This window comes from Streptomyces sp. NRRL S-37 (genome assembly GCF_000721605.1).
Classification (GTDB): domain Bacteria; phylum Actinomycetota; class Actinomycetes; order Streptomycetales; family Streptomycetaceae; genus Streptomyces.
The window spans coordinates 52,431-75,025 of the sequence record NZ_JOIZ01000002.1; the positions used below are offsets into that span (position 1 = coordinate 52,431).

Annotated in this window: 18 protein-coding genes; 11 read left to right on the forward strand and 7 right to left on the reverse strand. The window is 73.1% G+C overall.

Features of this window, described 5'->3' with window-relative positions:
• The first annotated feature begins 887 nt into the window (after positions 1–887).
• From IH50_RS0102755 to IH50_RS0102780, 6 genes are all read left to right on the forward strand, one after another.
• On the forward strand, positions 888–2,258 hold the full coding sequence (locus tag IH50_RS0102755; protein WP_078913821.1) for a glycosyltransferase family 2 protein: 1,371 nt from the start codon (positions 888–890) through the stop codon (positions 2,256–2,258).
• On the forward strand, positions 2,255–4,159 hold the full coding sequence (locus IH50_RS0102760) for a right-handed parallel beta-helix repeat-containing protein (protein ID WP_051767149.1): 1,905 nt from the start codon (positions 2,255–2,257) through the stop codon (positions 4,157–4,159). Before IH50_RS0102755 ends, IH50_RS0102760 begins: the two co-directional genes overlap by 4 nt.
• Positions 4,156–5,328, forward strand: coding sequence for a right-handed parallel beta-helix repeat-containing protein (locus IH50_RS0102765; protein WP_037871910.1), 1,173 nt, complete (start codon positions 4,156–4,158; stop codon positions 5,326–5,328). Before IH50_RS0102760 ends, IH50_RS0102765 begins: the two co-directional genes overlap by 4 nt.
• A gap of 121 nt (positions 5,329–5,449) precedes the next feature.
• On the forward strand, positions 5,450–6,820 hold the full coding sequence (locus IH50_RS0102770; RefSeq protein WP_051767159.1) for a UDP-glucose dehydrogenase family protein: 1,371 nt from the start codon (positions 5,450–5,452) through the stop codon (positions 6,818–6,820).
• Positions 6,821–7,066: 246 nt separating this feature from the next.
• Positions 7,067–8,272: an acyltransferase family protein gene (locus tag IH50_RS0102775; RefSeq protein WP_030856799.1), complete on the forward strand. Its 1,206-nt coding sequence runs from the start codon at positions 7,067–7,069 to the stop codon at positions 8,270–8,272.
• Positions 8,273–8,448: 176 nt separating this feature from the next.
• Complete coding sequence (locus tag IH50_RS0102780) at positions 8,449–10,770, forward strand: esterase-like activity of phytase family protein (protein WP_030856801.1); 2,322 nt, start codon at positions 8,449–8,451, stop codon at positions 10,768–10,770.
• 82 nt (positions 10,771–10,852) lie between these two features.
• Here the strand turns inward: IH50_RS0102780 and IH50_RS0102785 are convergent, their stop codons facing one another.
• Positions 10,853–11,980, reverse strand: a complete 1,128-nt coding sequence (locus IH50_RS0102785; protein WP_030856803.1) for a sugar ABC transporter substrate-binding protein — start codon at positions 11,978–11,980, stop codon at positions 10,853–10,855.
• Between the two features lie 233 nt (positions 11,981–12,213).
• Here IH50_RS0102785 and IH50_RS0102790 point away from each other — a divergent pair, with 233 nt between their 5' ends.
• Both IH50_RS0102790 and IH50_RS0102795 read left to right on the forward strand, forming a co-directional pair.
• Entirely contained in the window at positions 12,214–13,059 is an 846-nt protein-coding gene (locus IH50_RS0102790; protein WP_030856805.1) for an SCO2400 family protein, read from the forward strand.
• A 77-nt stretch (positions 13,060–13,136) separates the two neighbouring features.
• Complete coding sequence (locus tag IH50_RS0102795) at positions 13,137–13,457, forward strand: antibiotic biosynthesis monooxygenase family protein (protein WP_030856807.1); 321 nt, start codon at positions 13,137–13,139, stop codon at positions 13,455–13,457.
• A gap of 22 nt (positions 13,458–13,479) precedes the next feature.
• On the opposite strand, the gene bla is transcribed toward IH50_RS0102795, so the two are convergent.
• Positions 13,480–14,397 carry a class A beta-lactamase gene (gene bla, locus IH50_RS0102800; protein ID WP_030856809.1) on the reverse strand — a complete coding sequence of 306 codons (918 nt, stop codon included), beginning with the start codon at positions 14,395–14,397 and terminating at the stop codon, positions 13,480–13,482.
• Positions 14,398–14,474: 77 nt separating this feature from the next.
• Positions 14,475–16,100 (reverse strand): penicillin-binding transpeptidase domain-containing protein, encoded by a 1,626-nt coding sequence (locus IH50_RS0102805; RefSeq protein ID WP_030856811.1) that lies wholly within the window; start codon positions 16,098–16,100, stop codon positions 14,475–14,477.
• 85 nt (positions 16,101–16,185) lie between these two features.
• Between IH50_RS0102805 and IH50_RS0102810 the strand changes: the two genes are divergently transcribed.
• Both IH50_RS0102810 and IH50_RS0102815 read left to right on the forward strand, forming a co-directional pair.
• The gene (locus IH50_RS0102810; RefSeq protein WP_078913823.1) at positions 16,186–17,154 is read left to right on the forward strand and encodes a LysR family transcriptional regulator; all 969 of its coding nucleotides are present in this window, start codon (positions 16,186–16,188) and stop codon (positions 17,152–17,154) included.
• Entirely contained in the window at positions 17,151–18,038 is an 888-nt protein-coding gene (locus tag IH50_RS0102815; protein ID WP_030856815.1) for a serine hydrolase, read from the forward strand. The genes IH50_RS0102810 and IH50_RS0102815 overlap by 4 nt, the downstream gene beginning before the upstream one ends.
• Positions 18,039–18,154: 116 nt before the next feature.
• Here the strand turns inward: IH50_RS0102815 and IH50_RS0102820 are convergent, their stop codons facing one another.
• Complete coding sequence (locus tag IH50_RS0102820) at positions 18,155–18,358, reverse strand: cold-shock protein (RefSeq protein WP_003969786.1); 204 nt, start codon at positions 18,356–18,358, stop codon at positions 18,155–18,157.
• 241 nt (positions 18,359–18,599) lie between these two features.
• Positions 18,600–18,980: a MerR family transcriptional regulator gene (locus tag IH50_RS0102825; protein WP_030856819.1), complete on the reverse strand. Its 381-nt coding sequence runs from the start codon at positions 18,978–18,980 to the stop codon at positions 18,600–18,602.
• Between the two features lie 451 nt (positions 18,981–19,431).
• Here IH50_RS0102825 and IH50_RS0102835 point away from each other — a divergent pair, with 451 nt between their 5' ends.
• On the forward strand, positions 19,432–19,803 hold the full coding sequence (locus IH50_RS0102835; RefSeq protein ID WP_030856821.1) for a DUF6479 family protein: 372 nt from the start codon (positions 19,432–19,434) through the stop codon (positions 19,801–19,803).
• 2 nt (positions 19,804–19,805) lie between these two features.
• Here IH50_RS0102835 and IH50_RS0102840 read toward each other — a convergent pair whose 3' ends face one another.
• A complete protein-coding gene (locus IH50_RS0102840; RefSeq protein ID WP_030856823.1) occupies positions 19,806–20,570 on the reverse strand; it encodes an Ig-like domain-containing protein in 765 nt (254 codons plus the stop codon).
• Between the two features lie 231 nt (positions 20,571–20,801).
• Positions 20,802–22,505, reverse strand: a complete 1,704-nt coding sequence (locus IH50_RS0102845; RefSeq protein WP_030856825.1) for an alpha-amylase family glycosyl hydrolase — start codon at positions 22,503–22,505, stop codon at positions 20,802–20,804.
• Between the last annotated feature and the right edge of the window lie 90 nt (positions 22,506–22,595).

The following is a 22,595-nucleotide window of genomic DNA, read 5'->3' on the forward strand; positions in this document are numbered from 1 at the left end:
GCGGCGGTTCCGAGACCTCCGGAGGCGCGTGACGCTCCGTCAGCCCCTGTTCTCGCGCAGTACTCCCCGTTCACGGGGAGGCGGAAACACATCCCCATACCGCTCCGGCCCCGGTTTCAGTCATGAATCCGTACGGCCGGCGGTGGTTCCGCCGATCACCCGGCACCGCGGACCGGCCCCTTCTCCACCGAATACCTTCCCGGCCGGTGAGCGGGGGTGAGTCCTGGGCCCATTCCTGGCCCCCGCGGATATCCCGAACGGTTCCGGATGTCCTGGCCGCCCGCGCTCGCTCCGGGTCCGGCGGCACGGATCGTGTCCGTGGTCCGGGAAGGCGGGACGGTGCCGTCCGGCACTCCCGCACGCACGGGGTGGTGCCGTCCGGCGCCGGACCGAACGGCCCCGGGCACGCCGTCCGGTCGCGATGCCCGCCGCGACCGGCCCGCGTCCTGGTCGGCCTGGCTTGAAATTCGACCGAACCCATCTGCCCACTCGACGACTTCACGCCGACGTCGACTGCGCCTGACGACCTGTCACAGGTCTCGAAAGAGCAAAGAGGGTTCCCTTTCGGCCGAATCAAGTTGAATCATGAAGCTCCTCATGTGAGGAGAAGTTGTGAAGATCCTTGCGTGTGCCTGGCGTGCGACCCCCGCACCGCGGCCCACGGAGGACCCGGCATCACACCCCCTGAGGAACGTCAATACGCGCTCACCGGCGCCGAAGTGACGGTGTGGCGCCCCGCGCATCCGAAGGGGCGTCTCACATCATGTGAAGTTTCCACATCGGATGTGAAGGATTCGTGTCCGATGCCTTAGATTCCTTCCAGCCAAGTGCCGTTCCCGACGCACGTTGGCTCGTTCCGGTCGCTTACTGGGTGGGGGCCCTCTTTGATGTCGAGCTTCTTCGACGCGTTCTGGTCATGGCTGGTACAAGCCGTCGGTGAGACGTCCTGGCGGGACGTCATGCCGCTGGGCATAGCCGGCGTCTTCGTGTGGGGCCTGTGGCTGTACCGGGCGGTGCTGTCCCGGTTCGCCAAGCCCGTGGTGAACGACTACCGCACCACCACCTCGGTCGTGGTGCCCGCCTACCGGGAGGACCCGGACATCCTCCTGGACTGCCTGGAGACCTGGCTGGCGCAGAACCCCACGGAGGTGATCATCGTCCCGGACGTGGCGGACCACGAGGTCATCCGCCGGCTCTCGCTGGTGACCGACCCCCGGGTGCGGGTGCTGGCCTTCGAACACCGCGGCAAGCGCTCGGCGCTGGGCGTGGGCATCCGGGCGGCGAGCGGTGAAGTGGTCGTCCTGGTCGACTCCGACACCCGCTGGGAGGAGGGACTGCTCGACGCGGTGCAGATGCCCTTCGCCGACCCCACGGTCGGCGGCGTCGGCACCCAGCAGAACGTCTACCAGCGCCGCTCCAGTGTCTGGCGGCGCATAGCCGACTGGCTGGTCAACCTCCGCTACTACGACTACGTCCCGGCCATGGGCCGCGCCGGCGCCGTCGCCTGCCTCTCCGGCCGTACGGCGGCCTACCGGCGGGCGGCGATCACCCCCGTGCTGACCAACCTCGAGGACGAGTTCTTCCTCGGCCGCCGGTGCGTCGCCGGTGACGACGGCCGGCTGACCTGGCTGGTGCTGGCCTCCGGCTACAAGACGGTCCACCAGTCCTCCGCCCGCGCGCTGTCGATGTTCCCCTCCTCCTTCCGGGCCTTCGTCAAGCAGCGCGTGCGCTGGAGCCGCAACTCCTACCGCTGCTACCTGACCGCCCTGTACAAGGGCTGGCTGTGGCGTGCGCCGCTGGTCACCAAGATCACCGTGCTGCAGATCCTGCTCACCCCCGTCACGATGGGCATGGCCCTCGGCTACCTCCTGCTCAGCCGCCTCGAACTGACGGGGCGGGGGATCGCGCTGGTGCTGATCTGGCTGCTCCTCGGGCGGGGCGTCCGGGGCTACTCGCACCTGCGCAGGCACCCGCAGGAACTGCTCCTGCTGCCGCTGCTCGCGGTCGTGGTCGTCATGATCTCGCTCCCGATCAAGCTGTACGCCTTCCTCACCATGAACAAGCAGGGCTGGCTCACCCGCAACAGCGACACCATCGGCGGCGAGGGCCAGAACTCCGCGTCGCTCGGCGGCACGACGCCGGCCGCGACGCCGGCCGCGACGCCGGTCACCGCCGCGGCCGCGGAGCCGGCCCTGGAGCCCGCCGCGGCCACCACGTCGGCCAAGGCCACGTCCGGTATGGGGGCTTTCCCGTCATGAACCACCTGAACCGCATGAACCACATGAACCGCCCCCGCCACCTCGGCCCGGCCGCCCTGCGCACCGCCGCCGTCGCCCTGCCCATGGCGGCCGTGCTCCTGCTCACCCCGGCCGCCCCCGCCTCGGCCGCCGGCGAGGACGACCCAGCCGGGACCCAGTTCACCGCCGAGGAGTCCGAGACCCAGGCGGCCCTGGTCACCGCCGAGGACCACCGGCTCGACCAGGTCCGCGCGGTGTCCGCGGTCGCCCCGCTGAAGGACCAGCGGTACACGAAGCCGTACCGGACCGAGACCACCGGCGGCTACACCCTCGTCCTGACCCGGCGCAGCAAGCCGTACACCGTCGCCGACCTCCTGGAGCTCGCGCCGCAGACCTTCGTACGGAAATCCGACGGGTCGTACCTGCTGACGGAGAACATCTACCTGAACTCCGGGGCCAAGCTGCGGCTGGCCAACCCCGGCGGACTGAACCTGCACCTGGCCAGCAACCGCCAGGGCTTCGTCTCCATCGTCTCCTTCGGCGGCCGGATCACGATCGACGGCGCCGCGCAGGCCCACGTCAAGATCAGCAGCTGGGACCCCCAGAAGAACAAGCCGGACACCGACGTCCGGGACGGGCGCGCGTACATCCGCGCCATCGGCGGCCAGTTCTCCATGAATTACGCCGACGTCTCCGACCTGGGCTTCTGGAGCGGCCGTACCGGCGGGCTCAGCCTCACCGGCACCGACCGGCCCAACACCGGCAGCCTGAGCGGCCCGGACGCCCTCACCGACGAGGACGACGGCCGGCTCAGCAGCAGCGGCGTACTGACCGGCCCGTCGGGTGAGCTGGCCACCCCGGACAGCCGCTTCAGCACGCCCCAGCTGTCCTACGTGTCCGCGGACATCAGCCACTCCACCGTCTCCGGCAACGTGTACGGGCTGTTCGCCTCCGGCGCCACCGGGGTCACCGTCGAGTCCACCACCATCGAGAAGAGCCGGCAGGACGGCCTCGTCCTGCACCGCTTCGTGGTCAACGCGATCGTGGAGAACACCACGGCGCGGGACAACGGCGGCGACGGCTTCGTGATGGCACGTGCCACCCAGCAGGTCCGGGTGACCGGTTCCAAGTCGCTGGGCAACGGCGGCAACGGCTTCACCGTCAGCGGCCAGCCGCTGGCCCACGGCCCCTCCGCCTCCGGCCAGTCCGTCAGCAGCTACGGCTCCAACTCCGTCTCCAGCAGCACCGCCGAGGACAACGGCCACTACGGCATCGAGGTCGTCGGCGGCACGGACGTCGGCGTGCAGGACAACACCGTGACCGGCGGCGACATGGGCATCGTGGTCCGCAAGGAGGCCGACAAGGTCGCCGTCACCGGCAACCGGCTGATCGGCCAGTCCCGGCAGGGCATCTCGGTGCGCGACGGTGTGACGGGCGCCAAGGTCACCGGCAACATCGTCGAGAAGGCCGACACCGCCGTCTACGTCCGCGACTCGGTCGCCGAGGTGCGGGGCAACACCGTCGAGGAGGCCGGCAACCACGGCATCTCCCTGGTCGGCGACATCGACGACTCCACGATCTCGTACAACGTCATCGCCGGTGTCGGCCCCAGCGCCATCGACACCACCCGGGCCCACGGCGACCTCACCGTCAAGGAGAACCAGACCTTCGCCTGGTACGACACCAGCTCGTTCTGGGTGAAGTTCCGCCACTACGCCAGCCCGATGACCCTGCTGTGGACAGGCATCCTGCTGCTCATCCTGTTCGCCGCGGCCCTGGGCCGGCGCGGACGCCGCAAGCACGGCACGCTCGGCACCCACCCGTACCTGGACAAGGCGCCGCTGCCCAAAAACAATCTGCGCGAGATCGCCCCCGCGGAGGCGGAAGCGGAGAAGGAGCGGGTGCCGGTGATGGCCGAGTGAACGCGGGGAACCGTGCGGTGTGGCTCGCGGGAGCGGCCCTCGCGGTCGCGGTCGTGGCCCTGATCGTGGCGCTGACCGCCGCCGCGGGCGGGGACTCCCCGCCCGCGGCGGCCGGCTCGGCGAGCAAGGCCCCGGCCTCGGCCCCGGCCGCCCGGAGCAGCGCCCCCGAGGAGCCGTCCGCGCTCGCCACGGGTCCGATCCCCACCGGGGAGGACCCGGCCGCCACGCCGCGGGCCACCGCCACCGGCTCGGCCGGGGTGTCCGCCGACGCGGTCACCTGCCCCGCGGCCACCGTCGAGGTCACCGACGCCGCGTCGCTGGAGGACGCCCTCGACGCCGCCGCGCCCGGTGACGTCATCCACCTCGCCGACGGCAGCTACGAGGACAGGTTCACCGCCAGGACCGCGGGCACCGCCGACCGGCCGATCTGGGTCTGCGGCGGCCCCGGCGCGGTGATCGACGCCGGTGACATCGAGGGCGGCTACGCCTTCCACCTCGACGACGCCGACCACTGGCGGCTGGTCGGCTTCACCGTGCGCAACGGCCAGAAGGGCGTGATGGCGGACCAGGTCGAGCACGCCGTCATCCAGGGCCTGACGGTGGAGCGGATCGGCGACGAGGCCATCCACCTGCGCGACTTCAGCTCGGACAACGTCGTACGCGACAACACCATCCGCGACACCGGGCTGCGCAAGCCGAAGTTCGGCGAAGGCGTGTACATCGGCACTGCCGAGTCCAACTGGTGCACGGTCACCCGCTGCAAGCCGGACAACAGCGACCGCAACGTCGTGAGCGGCAACCACATCAGCGCCGTCACGGCCGAGGCCGTCGACATCAAGGAGGGCACCACCGGCGGCGTCCTCACCCGCAACACCTTCGACGGCTCCGCCCTGTCCGGTTCGCACAACGACTCGTGGGTCGACGTGAAGGGCAACGGCTGGACGGTCTCCTTCAACACCGGCCGCCACAGCACCGAGGACGGCTTCCAGACGCACGAGATCCTCGACGGCTGGGGCAAGGACAACACCTTCCGGGGCAACACCGCCCACGTGGACGGCTCCGGCTACGGGTTCCACTTCACGCCCGACGACAACGGCAACAAGCTGACCTGCGACAACAAGGCCACAGGCGCGGCCAAGGGCCTCGCCAACACGGACTGCGCCGGCTGACGCCCCTCCTCCCCTCCCCGCCCGTCACGCGGTGGGCCGCCGCACGGCGGGCCACCGCGGCGGCCCACCGCACCCGAAAACCCCGCTCCCGCCCAGAGCTCGGACACGCTTGGAGATGATCATGGACGCCACCACCCTCCCGGAGGACACCGCGGGACCGAGAGCCGGCGAGGCCGCCCCCCGGCTCACCGTCATAGGCACCGGCTACCTCGGGGCCACCCACGCCGTCTGCATGGCTGCCCTCGGCTTCGACGTCCTGGGCGTGGACGTGGACCCGGTCAAGATCGAACGGCTCGGCAAGGGCGAGGTCCCCTTCTTCGAGCCCGGCCTGCCCGAGCTGCTGACCAAGGCCCTGGACTCGGGACGGCTGCGGTTCACCACCTCCTTCGAGGAGGCCGCGGACTTCGGTGACGTCCACTTCATCTGCGTGGGCACGCCCCAGCAGCAGGGCTCCGACGCCGCCGACCTGCGCTACGTCGACGCGGCGGTCACCGAACTCGCGGGGCACCTGCGCCGGCGCGCCCTGGTGGTCGGCAAGTCCACCGTGCCGGTGGGCACCGCGGCCCGGCTGACCGAACTGGTCCGGAACCTGGCGCCGGCGGGCGACGAGGTGGAACTCGCCTGGAACCCGGAGTTCCTGCGCGAGGGCTACGCCGTGGACGACACCCTGCGCCCGGACCGGCTGGTCTTCGGCACCACCTCCGCCTGGGCCGAGGCGCGGCTGCGCGCCGCCTTCGCCCCGGTCATCGAGCGGGGCACCCCGGTGGTCGTCACCGACCTGCCCACGGCCGAACTGGTCAAGGTCGCCGCCAACTCCTTCCTGGCCACGAAGATCTCGTACATCAACGCCATGGCCGAGGTCTGCGAGGCCACCGGCGCCGACGTCACCGGCCTCGCCGAGGCCCTGGCGTACGACGACCGGATCGGCGGGCGCTTCCTCAGGCCCGGTCTCGGCTTCGGCGGCGGCTGCCTGCCCAAGGACATCCGGGCCTTCGCACACCGCGCCGAGGAGCTGGGGGTCGGCCAGGCCGTCGGCTTCCTGCGCGAGGTGGACGACATCAACAAGCGCCGCCGCGCCCGTACCGTCGACCTCGTCCGCGAGCTCGCCGGCGGCGACCTCACCGGGGTCCGGGTGACCGCCCTCGGCGCCGCCTTCAAGCCCAACTCCGACGACATCCGCGACGCCCCGGCCCTCGACGTGGCGACCACCCTGCACCGGCTCGGCGCCCACGTCACCGTCGTCGACCCGGCCGCCACCGAGAACGCCCGGCGCAGCTACCCGCAGCTCGGCTACGGCACCGACGCGATCTCGGCCGCCGCCGGTGCCGACGTCGTCGTGCTGCTCACCGAGTGGAACGAGTTCCGCCAGATCGCCCCGGAGGCCATGGGCGCCGTCGTGCACCACCGCCGCATCGTCGACGGACGCCACGCCCTCGACCCCGCCCGGTGGCGCGCCGCCGGCTGGGAGTACCGCGCCCTCGGCCGCCCGTGAGCGTCTGAACGCACAGGGTCCCCGGGCACCGGGGCAGGAGGCCACGGGCCCACTCGCCCCCGGTGCCTCCTGCCCCCGGAGCGGCGTCCGCGCGTGGGGCGGCAGGGGCGGTCCCGCGTGATCCATTCGCGTGGTCTTCGGTCCGCCGACCAGGTGACCGGGGGCCGAACAGGCATGCGTCCGCGATTTCTGGACAGGCGGAACGAGTTACTCCCATGTAATCGGCAGCGGGGAGCGATCTCGTTCATGGCGCAGGAAGCGGGCCCGGCGACAGCGGAAGAATCCGACACAGGAACGAAAGCGGCGACGCCGCGCGGACGCGCCAGAACCACCGTCACGGAAGGCCGGGGCTTCCCGTCCGCGGTGGCGCGCAGCGGGCGGGTGAACGGCCTGGACGGGCTGCGGACGGTGGCGGTCGCCCTGGTGCTCGTCTACCACGTGACCCCGGACGCGCTGCCGGGCGGCTCGGTCGCCGTGGACCTCTTCTTCACCATCAGCGGCTTCGTCATCACCCGGCTGCTGCTCGCCGAGCACGCCCGCACCGGCGGCATCGCCCTGCTCCCCTTCTACCGGCGGCGCTGGCTGCGGCTCGTCCCCGCCCTGCTGTTCCTGTGCGCGGTCTGCGCGATCCTGTCGGTGACCACCCCGCTGTGGGGTTTCGACAACTCCCTGCCGGCGGCCGGACTGTCGGCGCTGTTCCTGGTCAACGTCGTACGGGCCACGGAGTCCGGACCGTACGGCGACATGATGGGGCCGCTCGCGCACACCTGGTCGCTGGGGGTGGAGGAGCAGTTCTATCTGTTCTGGCCGCTCGTCCTGCTGGTGCTGCTGCGGTACGTCCGTGCCCGCACGGTACTGCTCTGCACGGCGGCCCTGTGCGCGCTGCCCGTGCTGTGGCGCTTCGCCCTGTGGCACCCGGACGCCGTCCACCGCGTCTACAACGGCACCGACACCCGCGCCGACCAGTTGCTGGCCGGCGCCCTCGTCGCCGTGGTCCTGGCGCGGCTGCGCGCCGACGATCCCCGGCTGGCGGTCCTGCGCACCTGGGCGGGCCGGCTGGTCTGGCCCGCGCTGGGCCTGCTGGCGCTGGCGGCCTGGCGGATGCCGGTGACCGCCGGCGCGGGCACCTGGACGGCCTGCTGGTACACCGTCGGGTTCCTGCTGGTGGCGGTCCTGTCCGCCGTCCTGGTCACGGCCCTCGAACTGCGCCCCGCCCAGGGACTCTCCCGGCTGCTCTCCCTCACACCGCTGACCTGGGTGGGCCGCAACCTGAGCTACGGCATCTACCTGTGGCACTACCCCGTCGTACGCCTGCTGGCCTCCCTCGGCATGACGGACGGACTCCTGCCGGCCACGGCCCTGCTGACCGTCCTGCTGGCCCTGCTGTCGTACTACGCCATCGAGGCACCGTCCCTGCGCCGGGCCCGCCGCCCCGCACCGGCCCGGATCTGACCGCCTGCCGCCGTCCCCGGCCGGGACCACGGCCATGGCCCGGCCCGCGCTACCGGTCCGCTCACCGGACCGCCTCCGACGTACCCGCTGTTCGCCCGTTGTTCACCGGGGCATCGGCCCGCGCTGGCCCCCGGCTGCGACGATCCGGCTCCGCAGTGGATCACACCGGAGGAACGATGCTCCCGAAGAGAACCCACGCCGCGCTCGCGGCCCTGGCCGTGACCGCGGGCGCCCTGGCGGGCGCGGGCGTGGCGCACGCGGGTCACGGGAAGGGCGCGGACCACGGCCGGCACCGGCCGGTGGCGTTCGAACGCACCGCGACCTACCCCGTCTTCCAGAACCGTCCGGCCGGTGAGGACCCCGCCTCCGAGACCGTCGCCGAGATCTCGGCGACCAGCGAGGACGGCCGCACGCTCGTCTACACGGACGCCGTCGCCCGGCGGATCGGCTTCCTCGACATCAGCGACCCCGGCCGGCCCGAGGGCCTGGGCACGCTGTCCCTGGCCTCGCTGGGCGACGCCGAGGACGAGCCGACGTCCGTGACGGTCGTCGGGGAGTACGTGCTGGTCGTGGTGAACACCAGCGCCTCCTCCACCGAGCCCTCCGGCCGCCTCGACGTCATCTCGCTGCGCACCCGCACCCGGGTGGCCGGCCACGACCTCGGCGGTCAGCCCGACTCGATCGCGCTGAGCAAGGACAAGCGGTACGCCGCCATCGCCGTCGAGAACGAGCGCGACGAGGAGGCCGCCCCGGCCGGCGGTGAGGAGGGCGACCTGCCGCAGGCGCCCGCCGGGTTCGTGCGGATCGTCGACCTGAAGGGGTCCTCGCCCGCGAAGTGGGCCGTCCGCAAGGTCGCGCTGACGAAGGCCGACGGGTCCGCGCTGCCCGTGCTCACCGCCGCCGGGATCACCGCACCGACCGACCCGGAGCCGGAGTACGTCTCCGTCAACGGCCGCGGACAGCTCGCCGTGACCCTCCAGGAGAACAACGGCGTCGTCCTCGTCGACCTGCCCACCGGGCGGATCACCAAGGCGTTCACCGCGGGCACCGCCTCCGTCGACGGGATCGACACCATCGAGGACGGCGTGATCGACCAGACCGGCTCGATCACCGACGTGCCGCGCGAGCCGGACGCGGTCGGCTGGATCGACGACCGCTACCTGGCCACCGCCAACGAGGGCGACTGGAAGGGCGGCACCCGCGGCTGGAGCGTCTTCGACAGCCGCACCGGGAAGGTCGTCTGGGACGCGGGCAACACCTTCGAGCACCTCGCCGCCCGCCACGGCCTGCTCGACGAGGGCCGCTCCGAGAACAAGGGCACCGAGCCGGAGGGCCTGGCGATCGCCACCTACGACGGCGTGCGGTACGCCTTCGTCGGCTCCGAGCGCGGCAACTTCGTCGCCGTGTACGACATCAGCAGGCCCACCCGGCCGGTGTTCAAGCAAGTACTGCCGACGACCAACGGCCCCGAGGGGCTGCTGCCGGTCCCGTCGCGCGGGCTGCTGGCGGTCTCCAGCGAGGTGGACGACGCCGACGCGGGCGTGCGGGCCTCGGTGAGCCTGTTCCGCCTGGGCAAGGGCACACCGGCCCAGCCCTCCCTCGTCTCCGCCCCGGACTCCGCGGGAACGCCGATCGCCTGGGGCGCGCTCGGTGCCCTGTCGGCCGTCCCCGGCCGCCCCGACGAGCTGTACACGGTCACCGACGCCGCGTACGCCACCACCCGCGTCCTCACGATCGACGCGGGCGACAAGCCGGCCGTCGTCAAGCGGGAGCTGACCGTCAAGGACGCCGACGGCAACCCGGCCGGCTACGACGCCGAGGGGATCTTCGCCCGTCCGCAGGGCGGCTTCTGGCTGGCCGTCGAGGGCAAGACCGGCGCCGGGAACCGGCTGGTCCGCCTGGACCGCTCCGGTGTCACCCGGCAGGTCGTCCCGCTGCCGGCGGACGTCGCCGCGCACCTCGGCTCGCAGGGCTTCGAGGGCGTCACCGCCACCACCGACGCCCGCGGCCACGAGATCGTGTGGGCCGCGCTCCAGCGCGAGGTGAAGACGGACCCGGCGGGTGTCGTCCGGCTCGGCCGCTACGACGTCCGGGCCGGCACCTGGAGCTGGTACGGCTACCGGCTCGGCACCACCACCACGGCCGGCGACTGGATCGGGCTGTCCGAGATCACGGTGGTCGGTAACCGGCTCGCCGTCATCGAACGGGACAAGCTGAACGGCCCGGCCGCGAAGGCCAAGCGGATCTACACGGTCCCCCTGCCGAAGGCCGCCGCCCCGGCGGACACCCTCCCCGTCCTACCGAAGCGGCTCGCCCACGACGTGCTGCCCGACCTGCGGGCCACGAAGGGCTGGACCCAGGAGAAGCTGGAGGGCCTCACCGTGGCCGGCAACGGCCACGTCTACGCCGTCACCGACAACGACGGCCTGAGCGACTCCACCGGCGAGACCGTCTTCCTGGACCTCGGCAGCAGTCACCGGATCTTCGGCCACGACTGACCGTCCCGTCCCTCGCACGCCGCACCGCCGCACCGCCCGAGTGGCCGGCCCCCGGGTTCCTCCCGGGGGCCGGCCGCTTCCGCTACGACGTCAGGCCGATCTCCGCGCAGTCCGCCGCGTACGCCCCGGCGCAGATCTCCTCGACGGTGTAGACGCCGTCCTGGACCACCGTGGCCTCGATGTTCTCCCGCGTGAGGGCGACCACCGGGACCAGCATCGCCGGGATGTCCTTGCGCGTGGGGCTGTCGACCACGTCCCGCGCCAGCCCGTCGAACTGGATCGACCGCTCCTGCACCTTCGCCACCGCCATGTCCGCGGCCCCCGTCGCCTCCAGCAGGAACGACTTGTACACCGTCATGTACTGCTCACCCGAGACGATCCGCCGTACCGCCGCCAGGTCGGCGTCCTGCCCGGTCACCGGCGGCAGGTCGGTGACCCCCGCGTCCCGGAGCACCTCGATGACGGCACCGGCCATGCCGTCGTTCGCCGAGTAGACGGCGGCGATGTTCTCGGCGCCGACCTCCTTCACCGCCTCGCGCATGTGCTCCGCGGCGACCTCGGGCAGCCATTTCCCGGTGTCGTACGACTTGGCGATGTCCACCTTGCCGTTCAGTTCGCCGAGCGCGCCCTTGCGGAACAGTGCCGTGTTCGGGTCGGCGGGCGCGCCGTTCACCATGACGACCTTGCTGTTCTCGGCGTTCTCGCCGAGCGCGTTCACGAGGGCGCGGCCCTGCACCTGGCCGACGAGTTCGTTGTCGTGGGAGACGTACGCGTCGATCGGGCCCTCGGCGAGACGGTCGTAGGCGATGACGGGTATGCCCGCCGCCTTCGCCCTCTCCACGTCCGGCGCGACGGCCTTGGCGTCCACCGCGTTCACCACGATCACGTCGACCTCGTCGTCGATCATCTTCCGGAACTGCTCGCTCTGCCTGTCCTTGCTGCCCTCGGCGTTGGCGTGGACGACCTCGCCCTGCTTGTCGGTGAGGGACGCGACGCGGTCCCTGATGAGGGGGTGGTCGAACTTCTCGAAGCGCGCCGTGTCCTTGTCGGGCAGCAGCAGGCCCACGGTGATGTCGTAGCTCCTGCTCGGTGACACGGACGCGTCGTCGCCCGCCCCGCCGACGACACCGCACGCGGTGAGCGACAGGACCGACAGTCCGGCGGTCAGGAGCAGGGCGGGGCGGGTGCGGGGGGTGGTGCGGGGGTTCACGTGGGGGCCTTCCGGGCGAGTGCTGCGGGGCGACCAGGTGACTGTGTCCGTTGTGCGGGGGTGCGGCAGCCATGCTCACGGCACTCTCGCGGACTGCGCGGAGAATGTGCGCAGGAGCGGCACACAGGCTGCACACAGTGGGCCGGAAGCGTCGTTAGCGTGGCTGTCCCCTGCTCCGGATCCCTCGCCCCGGCGGGCGTCGGCGTCGGTACGTCAACTCAGGAAGACAGCGGATGGACTACTGCTCCACGTGTCGCCGGCATCTGAACGGCGCCCTGGTCTGCCCGGGCTGCGGTGCCTACGCCCCCGACATCGCGCCTGCCGTCATCGGCGGCCGTACCGTCCCCGGACCGGCGACGGCCGCCGCGCCCGAGGCCGTCGCCCCGCCCCCGGCCCCACGGCCGGCCTCCGTGTCCGCCTCCACCCCCACGGGGACGGGCCGGGCGGCGCGGCGGCGGCAGCTGGTCCGCTGGAAGAAGACCCAGCGGCGGGCCCTGGTCGCGACGGCCGTCGCCTTCGTCGGCGGCGGGCTGACCCTCGCCTCCCTGGACCGGGGCGGCACGGACCGCGCCCAGGCCGCCACGGCACCCGACCTCCGGGGCATGGGCGGCGCGGAGAAGCCCGTTGACCGGTACGACGACCCGGACGCCCCGGCCTCCTCCCCGGACCGTACGGCGCCGTCGCCCTCGGCCGACGACAGGCGCGGGCGGACGGACACCGAAACCGCACCGGAGCCCACCGCCCCCTCCGGCACCCGCACGGACGGCGCCGCCGTCCCGGAAACGACGGTGCCGTCGCAGCCGCGTACGACCTCCCCGGACTCCGTCTCCCGTTCCGGAGCGCGCTCGGACACGGAGCAGGAACAGGAATCCGTCCCGGGCGCCGGTTCCGGCTCCGGTTCCGGTACGGTCACGCCGTCGACGCCCCCGGCCACCGGCAGCGGCGACGGAGACGAAGACGGAGACAGCGGCACCGACCAGGGGGCCGGCTCCCGGCCCGCCCCCTCCACCCCGTCCACGCCACCGGCGGCCGAGCCGGACTCCGAGCGGCTCTGCCTCCTGGTGATCTGCCTCGGCTGACCCCCGCCGGGGGGCCGCGCCCGCACCGGCCGCGCCCCGCCGCGCGCCCCGGAACGGCCCTGCGGAACAATCGGAACATGAGCGTCGTGAAGATCAACGTACTCACGGTCCCGGCGGAGCAGCGCGAGACGCTGGAGCAGCGGTTCGCCGCGCGGGCGGGGGCGGTGGAGGGCTCGGACGGGTTCGAGTGGTTCGAGCTGCTGCGTCCGGTGGAAGGCACCGACACCTACCTCGTCTACACCCGCTGGCGGAGCGAGGAGGACTTCCAGCGCTGGATGGCCGGCCGCGCCCAGGCCGCCCACGGCGGGGCGGAGGGCGAGAAGCCCCGGCCGGCGGCCACGGACGCCACGCTGTGGTCCTTCGAGGTGGTCCAGCAGGCCGCGCCCAGGCAGGACTGACGTCGTAGGCCGCGCCCCCGGTTCAGACGAGGACGTCGAGCACGCGGCGGGTGGCCTCGGCGACCAGGGCGTCACTGGCGGCGGCCTCGCGGTCGGGCCGCTCGGTCAGGACGGCGATCACCAGCGGGGCGCCGTGCGGCGGCCAGAGCACGGCGACGTCGTTGGCCCGGCCCCACTCGCCGGTGCCGGTCTTGTCGCCGGCCTTCCAGTCCCGGGGGACACCGGCCCGGACGCGCAGGTCGCCGGTGGTGTTGCGGACCAGCCAGTCCGCCAGCAGCTCCCGCTTCGCGGCCGGCAGGGCGTCGCCGAGGACGAGGGCGCGGTAGTCGGCGGCGACGGCCCGGGGGCTGGTGGTGTCGCGCGGGTCTCCCGGCGGGTTGCCGTTCAGTCCGGGTTCGGTGTGGTCGAGGCGGCTCACGCGGTCGCCGAGTCCGCGCAGATGGGCGGTGAGTGCGCGCGGGCCGCCGATCTCGCGCAGCAGCAGGTTGGCGGCCGTGTTGTCGCTGTACCGTACGGCCGCGTCGCAGAGGTCGCGGAGGGACATGCCGGTGTCGACGTGCTTCTCGGTCACGGGTGAGTAGGTGATGAGGTCGGCCCGGGTGTAGGTGACGCGCCGGTCCAGACGGGGGACCGGGTGCCGGTCCAGGACCGCGGCCGCCGCGAGCGTCTTGAAGGTGGAGCAGAGCGCGAAACGCTCGTCGGCGCGGTGGACCACGGTGGCGCCGGTCCCGGTCGCGAGGGCGTACACCCCGAGCCGGGCGCCGTACTCGCGCTCCAGGTCGGTGAGGCTCCGGGGGTCCACCGGTGCGGGCGTGGAGGTGCGGCTCGGTACCGGGCCCGCCGGGCCGCGCTCGCGCGCCGGGGTACCGGTGGCGCATCCCGCCACGGGGGCGAGGGCCGCGGCCAGCAGGATCGCGCGGCGGGAGAGGGGTTCGGTCATGGGGGTCCCTTTCGGGCGGTGCGGTCAGGACGGTGCGGTCAGGACGGTGCGGTCAGGACGCGAGTACGGCGGGCAGCTCAGGACTCGGGTACGGCGGACAGCAGGGAATGGATCACCGGTCCGGCCGAGCCGCCCCCGGTGACGCCCTCCTCGACCACGCAGGCCACGGCGACATCGCCCCGGTGGGCGACCATCCAGCCGTTGTTGTCCTGCTCCTCGGAGACCTCCGCGGTGCCGGTCTTGGCGCCGATGTCGCCGGGCAGGTCCGCCAGGACGCGCGTGGTTCCCTCGGTGACGGTCGCCCGCATCAGCTCGCGGAGCTGGGTGACGACCTCCGGCGGCAGCGGGGTCGTGGTGGTCTCGTCCTCGGTGCCGTCGACGAGCGAGGGCTGGTGGAAGGTGCCGGACACGGCGGTCGCGGTGACCGACGCCATGATCAGCGGGTTGGCCTGGACCCGGCCCTGCCCGATCATCGACGCGGCCTTCTCCGTCGCGTCCCGGGGCACCGGCACGGAACCGTCGTACGACGGAACGCCCACGTGCCAGGTCTGGCCGACGCCGAAGTACTTCCTCGCCACCTCCCCGAGCTCTCCCTCGCCCAGCCTGTCGCGCAGGCTGATGAACGCGGTGTTGCAGGACTCGGTGAAGTCCTTGCGGAAGGTGGCGCCCGGGTGTTCGGAGGTCTCCACGTTCTGGAACCGCTTGCCGACGGTGAGGTATCGGGGGCAGTCCACGACGTCGTCCGGGGCGACCGCGCCCTTCAGCAGCAGGGCGCCGCTGGTGACGATCTTCCAGGTGGAGCCGGGGGCGTAGGTGCCGGAGACGGCGCGGTTGAAGCCGGAGGCGGGCGAGTTGGCCACGGCCAGGATCTCGCCGTCGTCGACGCGCAGGGCGACGAGCGCGGCGTTCTTGCCGTCGGCCTCGGCGAGGGCGCGTTCGGCGGCGGACTGCCAGTCGGCGTCGAGGGTGGTGCGGACGGGGCCGTCGTCCTTGCGGGTGCCCTCGCCGCCGAAGGACGCCTCCGTGCGTTCCACCTTCCCCGTGGCCCGGTCGACGAGCCGCACCGCGCCGCGCGGCCCGCCGCCGTTCCCGCCGCCGGCGAGCTGAGCGAGCACGGGGGCGAGGGAGGGGTGGGTGGCGCCCGACAGGGTGGCGCCGTCGCGGTCGGTGGCCTCGACCGGCTCGGTCTCCTCCCGTTCCAGGCGGAACTTCTCCGTGTCGCTGAGCCGCGGGTGGACCAGCGACAGCTTCCAGTCCACTTTCCAGCCGCCGTCCTGCTCCCGCAGCGGCAGCTTCGAGTCGTACGTCCAGGTGCCGAGGCCCTTGACGGGCATCCGCGCGGTGAAGGGCACGGTGACCGTGCCGTCTCCGGTCTCCTCCGGCTTCCCGGCCGTGAGCTTCGGCTTCTCGATGTCGAGCCCGGCGGTGAAACTCCGCAGCACCTCCTCCGCACGGTCGGGTCCGGTCGTCCGGGCGGCCGCGTCGGGCAGGCGTCCGGCGGCCCAGTCGGCGAGGAAGGCGCGGGCCTCGGCCACCGCCTCCGGGTCGGGGCCGGTCTCCTCCCCGAAGGGGCCGAGGCCGGCCGCGTACATCCCGCCGGCGGTGACCACGGCCACCACCGCCACGGCGGTGAGGGCCTTCACCGTTCTGCGTGGACGGTGACGTCGGGGGGCGGCAGGGGGAAAGTCGGTGTGAGGACTCATGCGCCGACAACAGCAGCGGTGAAGGGCGTATGTCCAAGACCGCTATCGATCATGGATCGATCAGTATCCGATATCGTTACTGGTCGTGGACCTGGTGCGGCACCTGGAGTGCTTCGTGGCTGTTGCGGAAGAGTCACACTTCGGGCGTGCCGCGACCCGTCTGGGGATGGCCCAGCCGCCGCTGTCGCAGCGCATCCAGCGGCTGGAACGGGAGCTGGGCGTGCGGCTGTTCGAGCGGACCAGCCGGCAGGTGACGATCACCGAGGCGGGGCGGCTGCTGCTGGCCGAGGCCCGGGAACTCCTCGCCCGTTCCGAGTCGTTCCTGGCGACCGCGCGCCGGGTGCGCGACGGCGAGACCGGGCTGCTGCGGGCGGCGCTGCCCCCGGACCTCTCCGGCGAGACCGTCGCCGCCCTGCTCGCCGACTTCGGGCGCCGTCACGACGGCCTGGAGCTGGAGCTGCACGAGCTGCCCACCGCACAGCAGCTCGCCCGGCTCGCGGCCCACGAACTGGACGTCGGTGTCGTCCACCACCCGTGTGACGTCTCCGGTCTGGAGCTGGGCCCGGTGCTGCGGCGCGAGCTCGGGGTGCTGTTGCCGCGTTCGGCCGGGGCGGCCGGGTTCGACGCGGTACCGCTGGTCGCGCTGGCCGGCCACGACCTGATCCTGTTCCCGCGCGCCGCGGCCCCCGCCCTCTACGACGACCTGCTGACCACCTGCGCCCGGGGCGGCTTCACCCCGGCTGCCGTACGTCACGGCCAGGGCGCCAGCTTCGTACGCGGTCTGGTGCTCTCCACCGGGGCCGTCGCCCTGTGCCCGCGCGACACCCTGCCGCCGCCCCCGGAGGGCGGGGAACCGGACGTCGTATGGCGGCCGCTGACCGGCGGGGCGCCGGCGCTGCGACACTCCGCCGCCTGGTCCAGGGGGCGCGGCGACGCCGCCGTGCACGCCTTCGCCGAGGCGGCCACGCACGCCCTGCGCACCACCGCCGGCGCGACCCCCGACGTACCGACCCGCCCGCTGCACCTGCGCCCGGCATCGGAGTGGTGGCTGTGACCGACGCCCTCGCCCGCATCCACGCGGCCTTCGCCGACGCCGGGGTCACCGGCCGGCTGCACGCGCTCGACATCGACTCCGGGGCGCAGCTCGACGCCGGGGCGGACCAGCCGGTCCCCACGGCCAGTGTCCACAAGCTGTGTGTCCTGGTCACGCTGCACGAACAGGCGGCGGCGGGCCTGCTGGACCTCACCGAGCAGGTGGAGTGCCCGCCCGCCGGGCGCACCACGGGTCCCACCGGGGTCGCCGCCATGCTGGACGCGGTCCGGATGTCCCTGCGCGACCTGGCGTTCCTGATGATGGCGGTCAGCGACAACGCCGCCGCCGACCTGCTGCTGCGCCGGGTGGGCCTCGACGCCGTCAACGCGACGACGGCCCGGCTGGGCCTCACGCGGACGCTCGCCGTCCACTCCTTCGGCGAGATGCTCGCCACCATCAAGGAGGACGCCGGTCCCGACGGGGCCCGGGCGCTCGCCGACCCGCGGGTCATCACCCGGTTGCGGGCGCTCGACCCGGCTCGCACCAACCGCAGCACACCGCGCGACATGACCCGGCTGCTGGCCGCCGTGTGGCGGGACGAGGCGTGTACGCCGGAGCACGGCGCGGCCGTCCGGCGGATCCTGGGGCTGCAGGTGTGGCCGCACCGTCTGGCGTCGGGTTTCCCGTTCGACGACGTGCACGTCGCCGGGAAGACCGGCAGCCTGCCGACCCTGCGCAACGAGGTCGGTGTCGTCGAGTATCCGGACGGGGGCCGTTACGCCGTCGCCGTGTTCACCCGGACCGCGCACACCGCGGCCACCCTTCCGGCGGCCGACGCGGTGATCGGCACGGCGGCGCGGATCGCGGTGGACGCGCTGCGGGCGAAAGGGCTGCGGTCGCGTTGATCCCGCGATCCCGCGCGTGAAATGCGGGCGGAAAGCGGCGGGAGAGGCGGGAAAACAAAGAACAGGGGCCCGCACCGAAGTGCGGGCCCCTGCCCTTACGATCCCTGCGCCGGTGATCAGGCGGGGACGATGTTCTCCGCCTGCGGGCCCTTCTGGCCCTGCGTGACGTCGAAGCTCACCTTCTGGCCTTCCTGGAGCTCACGGAAGCCCGAGGTGGCGATGTTCGAGTAGTGGGCGAACACGTCGGCGCCGCCGCCGTCCTGCTCGATGAAGCCGAAGCCCTTTTCCGAGTTGAACCACTTCACCGTACCGGTGGCCATATCAATTCTCCTGAGACAGTGCTGGGACCCGCACTTTACGAATCCCTTCATCGTCGCGATGATCACCTGCCCGGAGACCCGGTAGCAAACTGGCAACCACAACTGCAACTGACGTCAGCCTAGCACGGAAGAACTCGACGGCAAGCGAGGAAAATCACTGGAATAAAACGCCGGCGGCGTGTTTAGGGAAAGAGATTTTCTTCAGCGGGAGTGGAAATACTGTTTCGGCGGGGGCAGATTTTCAACGGCGTCCGCGGACCGCCCCCGTGTCGCTCCGGCGCAGCTCCTCGTTGGCGCGTTCGGCCTGTTCCAGCTGGTCCTCGAGGCTGATGATGCGGCACGCGGCGTCGACCGGTGTGCCCTGGTCGACCAGTTCGCGGGCCCGGACGGCCAGCCTCAGCTGGTGGCGCGAGTAGCGGCGGTGGCCGCCCTCCGAACGCGTCGGGGTGATCAGCCGCGCCTCGCCCAGGGCGCGGAGGAAAGCGGGTGTGGCTCCGACCAGTTCGGCGGCCCTGCCCATGGTGTAGGCCGGGAAATGGTCGTCGTCGAGCCGGTCGGCGACGGGGAGCCGGTCCTGGTCCGGCTGCCGGCCGTCGGCGTACGGCTGACTTTCCGCGGTCATACGCACCTTTCCGCGGACCACGGTGGGCACGGTCCGCCACGGGGACGGGTTCCCCACGGGGGAACTCTAGTCGGCCCGGTGGAAAATCTGCCGCGGCGACGGCAGATGTCCTGCGCCGGGACGCGTACGACGGCCGCGCCCGCTCCCGGCAGCCGCGGCGGCCGCGGCCGCGCGGAGCATCCCGCCGGTGCCGGCTCGGTGAGCGACGACGGCCGGTGAGGCCCCGGGCCCCCGCCCGGTGAAGACAGCGCCGGGCAGGTGCGTGTGGGGGCGGGAAGGCCGGGAGCGGGCCCCGAGCTGCACACGTGGGGACGCGACGGCCCGTCCCGGCCTTCCTCTGGGCGCAATCTGTCATGCCGTCCCGGCGGGCGCCCACCGGGACGGGCCACGCGCGTGACAGGGTCGGACATTCCGGGCGCTTTATCCCATTTCTTCATCCATACTCGGAAGCATGAACACGGCAACGTATGTAGTTCTGGCCGCGGACACGCACCGGTGGGCCGTCTTCGCGGCCTTCATCGGCGGGCTGATCGTGGCCGGTGCGCTGATCTGGGCCGTACGTGTCGGGATGCGGTACATGGACCGGGAGGAGCCCCGCCCCACCCCGGAGGACCAGCCGAGACTGCCGGACGGCGGCGCGGTCCGCGAGATGCGGGAGATGCGGGAGCCGGACGAGATGCCGGACATGTCGCGGACCGGCTCACGGCTCATGCCCTACGAGCTCCATCACTCCGCCACCAGGACGGGCAAGGACCAGCAGCGCAAACGCTGGCTGCCCGGCTCCAGCGGCGGCTTCGGCAGCGGAGGCCCCGGGCACGTGTGACGTCACCGGGCGGGGGCGGCGTCCCCCACGGTGATCTGGATCTGCTCGCTCGGCGCGCTCACACCGTTCAGGGCGGCGGTGGCCTGGAGCCGGTTGGGGCCGTCCGGGAGGGCGGAACCGGGAGCGCAGCTCCAGCGGCCGTCGGCCCCCGCCGTGCCGGCGCACACCTCGCGGCCGTCCTTGTCGGAGACGGTGATCCGCGCGCCCGGGTGGGCCGTACCGGCGATCACCGGCCGCGCGCCCAGCGGCACACCGGACTCCGGGCGGGTCAGGGCCGGCTCCTCCAGCCCCACCGTCACCTGACAGCCGCCGGCCGCCCGGACCGTGCCCGCCGCGTCCGCGAGCCGCAGGGCGCATCCGTCCAGCCGGGTCCCGGGCACCGCGTCCGCGGGCACCGCCAGCACGAAGGGGAAGGTGCCCGCCCGCCAGGGCCGCTCCGCCGAGACCGCGGTGTAGACGGCGCTCCGGCCGTCGGCGGCCACGGCGCCCCGGTAGCCGGGGTCGTCGAGGGGGACACCCGTCGCCCGGGCCCCGGCGGGGGCGGTCAGGGTCAGGGTGGAACCGGCGCCGAGGGCGGGGCCGGTGAGCCCGGCGGCCTCGACGACGCCGTCCCGGCCGGGCGGGATCGTCACCTCGCCCCAGAGGACCCGGTCGCGTGCCGCCGGGGCGCCCCCGGCGGCGGACGCCCCGCCCGCCGGCCACGCACCCGCGAGGATCGCGGCCGCCGTCAGCACGGCGGCCGCCGCTGTCCTGCTGGACCTGTTCATCGTCGGCGGGCTCCCTGTACGGCCGTCACGGACACCCCCGGAGCCGATTCTGCCGGGGTGTCCGCGCGGGCCGCCCGTACGGAACGGCCGTACGGGTGGGCCGGGCGCCAAGGCCGCTTCCGGACCGGACGGCGGGAGGGGCGCGGAGGCTGGAGGGCCGGCCGGTCACGGCCCCGGTCACGGGCCTGCCCTGACCGCCCCGGCGCCCGGCGGGCCGGGGCGGTGTGCGGGTCAGCGGCCCAGCCAGGCCGTCGTGTCGGGGCCCAGCCGGCCATCCTCCAGGGGCGCGCTGGTCAGCAGGACCTCGCCCGCCGGGAGGGAGACCGGGCCGGCGGACAGGTTGGTCACGCAGCGCCAGCCGTCGCCGCGGTCGAACTGCAGGACCCCCGCCGGGGTCTCCTCCGCCCAGGTCAGCGTCTCGCCGTCGAGCAGCTTGCGGCGGGTGCGCAGGGCCGTGCGGTACAGCTCCAGGGTCGAGCCCTCGACCCCGTCCTGCGCCTCGACGGCGTACGCGGCGAAGGACGGCGGCTGCGGCAGCCAGGCACCGGCCGCCCCGAAGCCGTACGACGGACCGGTCGTCGTCCACGGCAGCGGCACCCGGCACCCGTCGCGGCCCTTGCGGACGTGCCCGGTCTGTTCCCAGATCGGGTCCTGGAGGACCTCGGTGGGCAGGTCGGCGACCTCGGGCAGGCCCAGCTCCTCACCCTGGTAGAGGTAGGCCGAGCCGGGAAGCGCCAGCATCAGCAGGGTGGCGGCGCGGGCCCTGCGCAGACCGGCGGCCGGGTCGACGGCGGGGGCGTGGCCGCCGGACAGCAGCCAGGCGTTCTCGTCCGTGTCCGGCGGCAGCATCAGGCGGGAGGCGTGCCGGACGACGTCGTGGTTGGAGAGCACCCAGGTCGCCGAGGCGCCGGCGGCGTGTGCGGTCTCCAGCGAGTCCGTGATGACCTGGCGCAGCTCCTCCGCGTCCCACCCGGCCTGGAGGTACTCGAAGTTGAAGGCCTGGCCGAGTTCGTCCGGACGGGCGTACAGGGCGCGCCGGGCGCCGGGGACCCAGGCCTCGGCGACGGCCATCCGGGGCGGGGAGTAGGCGTCGAGGATCTTGCGCCAGTCGCGGTAGATCTCGTGCACCTCGTCCCGGTCGTAGAAGGGGTGGGTGCCCGGCGCGAAGTCGGCGAGGGCGGCCTCGCCGCTCAGTTCGGGGGATCCGAGGTCGCGCAGCGGCTCGTCGAGGTCCTTGGCGAGGGCGTGCGCGACGTCCACGCGGAAGCCGTCCACGCCCCGGTCGGACCAGAACCGCAGGGTGGTGCGGACGTCGGCGCGGACGTCCGGGTGGCCCCAGTTGAGGTCGGGCTGCTCGGCGGCGAACAGGTGCAGGTACCACTGTCCGTCCGGGACCCGCTGCCAGGCGCTGCCGCCGAACACGGACTGCCAGTCGGTGGGCGGCAGCTCGCCCCGCTCCCCCTTGCCGTCGCGGAAGACGTAGCGGTCGCGGGCGGGGGAGCCGGGTCCGGCGCGCAGCGCCTCCTGGAACCAGACGTGCTGGTGGGAGCTGTGGTTGGGGACGATGTCGACGATCACCTTCAGGCCGAGCCGGTGGGCCTCGGCGACGAGCGCGTCGAAGTCGTCGAGGGTGCCCAGGCGGGGGTCGACGTCGCGCGGGTCGGCGACGTCGTAGCCGCCGTCGGCGAGCTCGGAGGGGTAGAAGGGGCTCATCCACAGGGCGTCGACGCCGAGGGCGGCGAGGTGGGTGAGGCGCCGGGTGATGCCGCGCAGGTCACCGAGTCCGTCGCCGTCGGCGTCGGCGAAGCTGCGGGGGTAGACCTGGTAGACGACGGCCTGCCGCCACCAGTCGGGGTCCTTGGAGGAGAGGTCGGGCGTGGCGTCGGGGGCGGGGTGCGGCGGCCGGGGGTCGGGCGTGAGGGTGCGGTCGGTCACGCGGTCTCCTCTGGGTGCGTGCGGGTACCGGCAGAGAATCTGTCCGCTTCACCGTAAAAGCGAACACACCGGAAGCGGGGAGCCATTCCC